This window comes from Streptomyces sp. NPDC001970, assembly GCF_053594115.1.
On sequence record NZ_JBSFDW010000020.1, the window covers coordinates 160,088 to 166,605 of the forward strand.

Sequence of the window (6,518 nt, forward strand, 5' to 3'; positions counted from 1 at the left end):
AACGCCCCCTACTCCACGCCGATCAGGAGCGGCGCCCCCCGCCCCCCGTGGTGGACCACCGTGTCCACCGCCAGGTGGCCGCGCGTCACATGGGTCTCGAGGCGTTCCGCCAGGTCGGCCGGGGCGTCGTCGGGAAGGACGAGGGTGACCAGTTCACCGCCCGCGGAGAGCATGCGGTCCAGGACGTTCTCCGCCGTCTCCGCGAGATCCGCGCCGATCACCGCCACATCGCCGTCGATCAGGCCCAGCACGTCCCCGGCCTGGCAGACCCCCGCCGACGTGAAGGACTGCCGCTCGGCGACGGCCAGTTCGCCGTAGCGGGTCGCGCCGGCCGCCGAGGTCATCGCGACGACGTCCTCGTCGAAGCGGCGGTCGGGTTCGTGGACCGCGAGCGCCGCGATGCCCTGGACCGCGGAGCGGGTCGGGATGAGGGCGACCCTTACGCCCTCGGCGCGGGCCTGCTCCGCGGCCGCCGCAGCCGTGTGCCGCAGTTCCGCGTCGTTCGGCAGGAGCACGACCTCGCGCGCATGTGCCCGCCGGATCGCCTCGACGAGTTCGCCGCTCGCCGGGGGCTCCCCGGGCCGCACGAGCACCGTCGTCGCCCCTGCCGTCTCGCAGAGGCCGGCCAGCCCTTCGCCGCGGACCACGGCGACGACGGCCCGCTGCACCGGCTCGCGCCGCTCGGCGTGGTCGGCCGCGGCGAAGTGGGTGATGCGGATCCGGTACGGCCGTCCGGCCTCGACGCCCGCCTCGACCGCCGCGCCCGCGTCGTCGACGTGCACATGGACGTTCCACAGCCCGTCGCCGCCGACCACGACGAGCGAGTCGCCCAGCCCGTCGAGGCGGGCCCTGAGGCGGGTCACGGCAGCGTCTTCCGCCTCCAGGAGGTAGATCACCTCGAAGGCGGGCCCTCCGTCGGCACACGGTTCGGCGGCAGCCGCGACCGCCGGGTGGGGCCGTCCCGTGGGCCGTGCCGCCGGAGCCTCCCCCGTCATCGCCTCGACGAGCGCGCCGAGCACCGCCACCAGACCCTGGCCGCCCGCGTCCACGACGCCTGCGCGGCCCAGCACCTCCAGCTGTCCCGGTGTGTTCTCGAGTGCCCGGCAGGCGCATGCGTACGCCGCCCTCACCGCCGCCGCGTCACCGTCGGAGACCGCCGCGTTCGCCGCGTCCGCCGCCGCCGACGCCACGCTCAGGATCGTGCCCTCCACCGGATGCGCCACCGCCTCGCGCGCGGACTCCGCGGCCCGGCGCAGCGCGCCCGCAGCCCTGCCGTCGCGGTCCACGAGCACCTCGGCCATGCCCCGCAGGAGCTGCGCCAGGATCGTTCCCGAGTTGCCGCGCGCCCCGATCAGCGCCCCGTGCGCCATGGCCCCCATCGCGTCGGCCAGCACGGGGGTCGCCGAGCCGGTCTCGTACGCCTCGAAGACCGCCTCGACGGCCCGGGCGGCGGACTCCACGGTCAGATAGAGATTCGTGCCGGTGTCTCCGTCCGCGACCGGATAGACGTTGATCGCGTCGATCTCCTCGCGTTCCCGGCCCAGCGCCTCCAGCGCGAGTGAGCACCATGTACGTACCGCGAGGGCATCGAGAGTCTGCGGCAACTGATGTCCTCCTCGTGGTGCTGGGATGCACCGCAGCGTAGACCCGGGCCTGACCTGCGGCCGGGGCGGGGGCGGGGGAAGCCATGGTAGTTTCGTGTCTCGGAGGCAGCCGTTGTATGCTGCTCCGGTTGCCCGATGAGAATCGGGCCGTATCCCCCGGCAGGCCACTTCAGATCACTGATTCCGGCACGCCGGATTTCACTGTAAGTGCATCTGAAGTCTTTGGAGTGACCCGTGGCTGCCAACTGCGACGTCTGCGGCAAGGGGCCGGGCTTCGGCAACAACATTTCGCACTCGCACCGCCGTACGTCCCGTCGCTGGAACCCGAACATCCAGCGCGTGCGTGCCGTGGTCGGTCGGACGCCGAAGCGGCTCAACGTCTGCACCTCGTGCATCAAGGCCGGCAAGGTCTCGCGCTAAGAGATGCTCCCCGCGTTCGTGCGGGGATGATCCCGCCGACGCTTCGTCGTAGCGCAGCCCCTGCGGTTGCCTTGAAAGCCGGTCCACCTCGGTGGACCGGCTTTTCGCCGTCCTCAGGAACGCCGGCGCCAGGCGTGGTCGACCGGACCGATCCCGCCGCCGAGCGCGAATCCCGCGGCGATGGCACCGGTGACGTACTCCTTCGCCGCCCGTGACGCCTCGGGGACGGACAGCCCCTTCGCCAGACCGGACGCGACCGCGGAGGCGAGGGTGCAGCCGGTGCCGTGCGTGTGGCGGTTGTCGTGGCGGGGCGCGCGCAGCCAGTACTCCTCGGTGCCGTCCGTGAGCAGATCCACGGCGTCCCCCTCCAGATGCCCGCCCTTGATCAGCGCCCAGCGCGGCCCGTACGCGAGCACCGCTTCGGCCGCGCGCCGCAGATCGGTCTCGGTCTTGACCTGTACGCCGGTGAGCTGGGCGACCTCGTCCAGGTTCGGGGTCGCCACGGTCGCGGCCGGCAGGAGTCTCGTCCGGACCGAATCCAGCGCGGAGGCGGCGAGCAGTGCGTCCCCGTGCTTGGAGACGCCGACCGGGTCGACGACGACGGGCGCGTCGGTCCCGGCCAGCAACTCGGCGACGGTCTCGACGAGCTCGGCCGACGCGAGCATGCCGGTCTTCACCGCCTGTACGCCGATGTCGTCGACGACGCTCCTGAACTGTGCCCGCACCGCCTCGGCGGGCAGCTCCCAGGCACCCTGCACGCCCAGCGAGTTCTGCGCCGTGACGGCCGTGATCACGCTCATGCCGTGGACACCGAGCGCCAGCATGGTCTTGAGGTCGGCCTGGATGCCGGCGCCACCGCCGGAGTCGGACCCGGCAACGGTCAGCACCCGGGGCGGGGCCGAGGTCACGATCCCTCCGCGAAGTGGTCCCAGCCGCCCTTGTTCGTCCACGGCGCCCCGTCCACCGTCACCTGCGGCAGGGCCGACGGGTTGAGCACCTCGCCGATCACCTTCCAGCGGGCGGGCAGCTTCACATCGGCGGGGAAGGTCGCGACGATCGCGTGGTCCTCGCCCCCGCTGAGGACCCACTGCAGCGGGTCGACGCCGACGGCCTGGCCGATGTCGTTCATCTGCGAGGGGATGTCGAAGAGTCCGGAGCGCAGGTCTATGCGGACCTTGCTGGCCTCGGCGATGTGCCCGAGGTCGGCGACGAGTCCGTCGCTGACGTCGGTCATCGCGGTCGCGCCGAGCCCGGCCGCGGCGGGCCCCGCGTGGTACGGCGGTTCGGGGCGGCGATGGGCCTCGACGAAGGCGCGGGGCGAGCGGAAGCCGCGCGAGAGGACCGCGTGTCCGGCGGCGGACCAGCCCAACCAGCCGGTGTAGGCGACGACATCGCCGGGCTGGGCGCCGGCGCGGGTCACCGGGTCGTGGTTGCGCAGATCGCCGAGTGCCGTGATCGCGATGGTGATGATGTCGCCGCGCACGACATCGCCGCCGACCACCGCCGCGCCCGCGACCTGGCATTCGTCGCGGATGCCGTCCATCAGCTCGGTGGCCCAGGTGACGGGCAGATCGACGGGGACGACAAGGCCGAGCAGCAGCGCGGTCGGCACGGCGCCCATGGCGGCGATGTCGGCGAGGTTCTGCGCGGCCGCCTTGCGGCCCACGTCGTACGCGGTCGACCAGTCGCGCCGGAAGTGCCGCCCCTCCAGCAGAAGGTCGGTGCTGGCGACGACCCTGCGGTCGGGGGCGGCCACGACCGCGGCGTCGTCGCCGGGTCCCAGCCGTACGGCGGGGGTGGAGGTGAGCCGGGAGGTGAGCTCCCTGATGAGCCCGAACTCCCCCAGTTCGCCCACGGTGCCCTTCATTCCTGTGCTCCTTCTGCCCCAGTGCGCTTGCGGTCGCGAGCCGTCACTGCTGTCGGTACCGTCGAGTAGGCCGAGCAGGCCGTCAACTTCTGTGCTTCGTACGCCACGCTGCGCACGCCTCGGGGCGCCCGGGTCTCCCCGTGGCCCGCGGCGACGCGATACCGTGGCGTCCCTTCTCCCCACATGATCCTCGTGGCCGCCCTGGAGGTTCCGTGGTACAGGCGTACATCCTTATTCAGACCGAGGTGGGCAAGGCGTCGACCGTCGCCGACACCATCTCCAAGATCCCGGGGGTGATCCAGGCCGAGGACGTGACGGGCCCTTACGACGTGATCGTGCGCGCCCAGGCCGACACGGTCGACGATCTGGGCCGCATGGTGGTCGCCAAGGTCCAGCAAGTGGACGGCATCACGCGAACGCTGACCTGCCCGGTCGTGCACCTGTAGCCCCCGTCTACGCTTGGCCGGTGATGCTCCCTCGCCGGCTTCTGTCTCTGCCCGCCACGGCCGCCGTGCTGCTGGCCGCTTCGGGCTGCTCCTCCACGGACGCACCGGCGTCGATCACGGTTCCTTCTCCCCCTCCCGAGGAGAAGGCCCTGTGCCGTGCCCTGCACGAGGCGCTGCCCGAGTCGGTGGCCGGTAAGGACCGCCAGGACCCCGAGCCGCGTTCCGAGCTGACCGCCGGGTGGGGGGACGCCGCGATCGTACTGCGCTGCGGGGTCCCCCGGCCCGCGGGGCTGACCGATTGGCGCGCGGACGGGGTGGAGGTCGAGGGTGTCGAGTGGTACGCCGAGGAGCTCAAGGACAGCGCACGGTTCACCACCACGTACCGCAGGACCTATGTCGAGGTGACGCTGTCGAAGCGGTTCGGCGATGTCGGCCCGCTGACGGAGCTGGCGGGACCGGTCACGAAGACGGTCCCGCCGCTCTTCTCGGAAACCCCCTGAAGGGGAATCGGTTCAGCGCAGTCCGGTGGAGCGGCGCAGCGCCGCCTGGATGAGGCGGTCGACGAGCTCCGGGTAGCCGACGCCGGTCTCCTGCCACATCCGCGGGTACATGGAGATCGGCGTGAAGCCCGGCATGGTGTTGATCTCGTTGATCACGAACTCGCCGTCCTCGGTGAGGAAGAAGTCCGCGCGGACCAAGCCCTCGCACGACGCGGCCTCGAACGCCTCGACCGCGAGCCGCCGCACTTCGGCGGTCTGCTCCTCGGTGAGCGGCGCGGGCACCAGACCGGTGGCCGAGTCGATGTACTTGGCCTCGAAGTCGTAGAAGTCGTGCGCGGTGACAGGCGGGATCTCGGCGGGCACGCTGGCGCGCGGACCGTCCTCGAACTCCAGCACTCCGCATTCGATCTCGCGGCCGCGCAGCAGCGACTCCACCAGGATCTTGGGGTCGTGGCGCTGCGCCTCGGCGATGGCGTCATCGAGCCCGGAGAGGTCGTCGACCTTGGTGATGCCGATCGAGGAGCCGGCGCGCGCGGGCTTCACGAAGAGGGGCCAGCCGTGCTCGCCGGCGAAATCGATGATCTTCTTGCGGGCGGCGGAGGGATCCTGCTCCCACTCACGGGGCCGGATCACCACGTACGGGCCGACGGGCAGCCCGAAGGAGAGGAAGACCCGCTTCATGTACTCCTTGTCCTGGCCGACGGCCGAGGCGAGGACGCCCGAGCCGACGTAGGGGACGCCGGAGAGTTCCAGCAGGCCCTGCAGGGTGCCGTCCTCGCCGTACGGGCCGTGCAGCATCGGGAAGACGACGTCGACCTCGCCGAGCGCCTTGGGCACGGAGCCCGGTTCGCTGTAGACCACCTCGCGGTTGGCCGGGTCGACGGAGAGGACGACGCCGCCCTCGCTCGACTCGGCGAGGCCGTCGACGGACGGCAGTTTCCGGTCGGCGATGGCCATCCGGTCCGGCTCGTCGGCGGTCAGCGCCCAGCGGCCGTCCGTCGTGATGCCGATGGGCAGCACGTCGTACTTCGTGCGGTCGATGGAGCGCAGCACGGCGCCGGCCGTCACGACGGAGATCGCGTGCTCGGAGCTGCGGCCGCCGAAGACGACCGCGACGCGCGGCTTGCGGCGCGCCTCGCCTCCGGCGGAGGCGAGGTCGGGGCTGTGGGAGGGGTTCTCGCTCATATCGCGACGAGACTACCCTGCGCGTTCTGCCTGCCCCAGGGGCGCGCCCGCTCCTGCGTGAACCGAGCACTGTGCGGCACCGTCCGTGCGTGTTCGGTGAATGACCGCACCGGGCAGTGGACCCGGATGCCCGTCCTCGGGCGCCGACGAGGCCCGGAATGAGCCTCGCCGGAGTCCCTTTACGCCGCAGGGCGCGGGGCGGAGAGGGAGCTTGAGGCACGAGAGCGCGGTGCGGGAGCAAAGCCGCGCGGTGCGGGAGCAGAGCCGCGCGGTGCGGGAGCAAAGCCGCGCGGTGCGGGAGCAGAGCCGCGCGGTGCGGGAGCAGAGCCGCGCGGTGCGGGAGCAGAGCGCGGTGCGGGAGCAGAGCGCGGTGCGGGAGCGGAACCTCCGGAAACGGAGGGCTAGTGCTGCTCCGCGGAAGTTCGTGGAGGGTGTTGATCAGGCTGCCTTGAGCGGGGTGCCCTCGTAGGTCCAGCGGTAGGGCTTGGCCGTCTCG

7 protein-coding genes are annotated in these 6,518 nt (G+C 72.0%); 3 read left to right on the plus strand and 4 right to left on the minus strand.

The annotated features are described in order from the left end of the window. Positions 1 to 8: 8 nt before the first annotated feature. Positions 9 to 1,631: a DAK2 domain-containing protein gene (locus ACWCP0_RS24040; RefSeq protein WP_451080863.1), complete on the minus strand. Its 1,623-nt coding sequence runs from the start codon at positions 1,629 to 1,631 to the stop codon at positions 9 to 11. Between the two features lie 207 nt (positions 1,632 to 1,838). On the opposite strand from ACWCP0_RS24040, the gene rpmB reads away from it, so the two are divergent. Continuing rightward, positions 1,839 to 2,024 (plus strand): 50S ribosomal protein L28, encoded by a 186-nt coding sequence (gene rpmB, locus ACWCP0_RS24045; protein WP_003957616.1) that lies wholly within the window; start codon positions 1,839 to 1,841, stop codon positions 2,022 to 2,024. Between the two features lie 113 nt (positions 2,025 to 2,137). Here rpmB and thiD read toward each other — a convergent pair whose 3' ends face one another. Continuing rightward, positions 2,138 to 2,932 carry a bifunctional hydroxymethylpyrimidine kinase/phosphomethylpyrimidine kinase gene (thiD, locus tag ACWCP0_RS24050; protein ID WP_451080851.1) on the minus strand — a complete coding sequence of 265 codons (795 nt, stop codon included), beginning with the start codon at positions 2,930 to 2,932 and terminating at the stop codon, positions 2,138 to 2,140. Further along, on the minus strand, positions 2,929 to 3,891 hold the full coding sequence (locus ACWCP0_RS24055) for a thiamine-phosphate kinase (protein ID WP_451080852.1): 963 nt from the start codon (positions 3,889 to 3,891) through the stop codon (positions 2,929 to 2,931). The genes thiD and ACWCP0_RS24055 overlap by 4 nt, the downstream gene beginning before the upstream one ends. Positions 3,892 to 4,103: 212 nt before the next feature. Between ACWCP0_RS24055 and ACWCP0_RS24060 the strand changes: the two genes are divergently transcribed. Then, complete coding sequence (locus tag ACWCP0_RS24060; RefSeq protein WP_019068732.1) at positions 4,104 to 4,337, plus strand: Lrp/AsnC family transcriptional regulator; 234 nt, start codon at positions 4,104 to 4,106, stop codon at positions 4,335 to 4,337. A gap of 23 nt (positions 4,338 to 4,360) precedes the next feature. Continuing rightward, on the plus strand, positions 4,361 to 4,837 hold the full coding sequence (locus ACWCP0_RS24065; protein ID WP_451080864.1) for a DUF3515 domain-containing protein: 477 nt from the start codon (positions 4,361 to 4,363) through the stop codon (positions 4,835 to 4,837). Between the two features lie 12 nt (positions 4,838 to 4,849). On the opposite strand, the gene ACWCP0_RS24070 is transcribed toward ACWCP0_RS24065, so the two are convergent. Further along, positions 4,850 to 6,022: a D-alanine--D-alanine ligase family protein gene (locus tag ACWCP0_RS24070; RefSeq protein WP_451080853.1), complete on the minus strand. Its 1,173-nt coding sequence runs from the start codon at positions 6,020 to 6,022 to the stop codon at positions 4,850 to 4,852. Between the last annotated feature and the right edge of the window lie 496 nt (positions 6,023 to 6,518).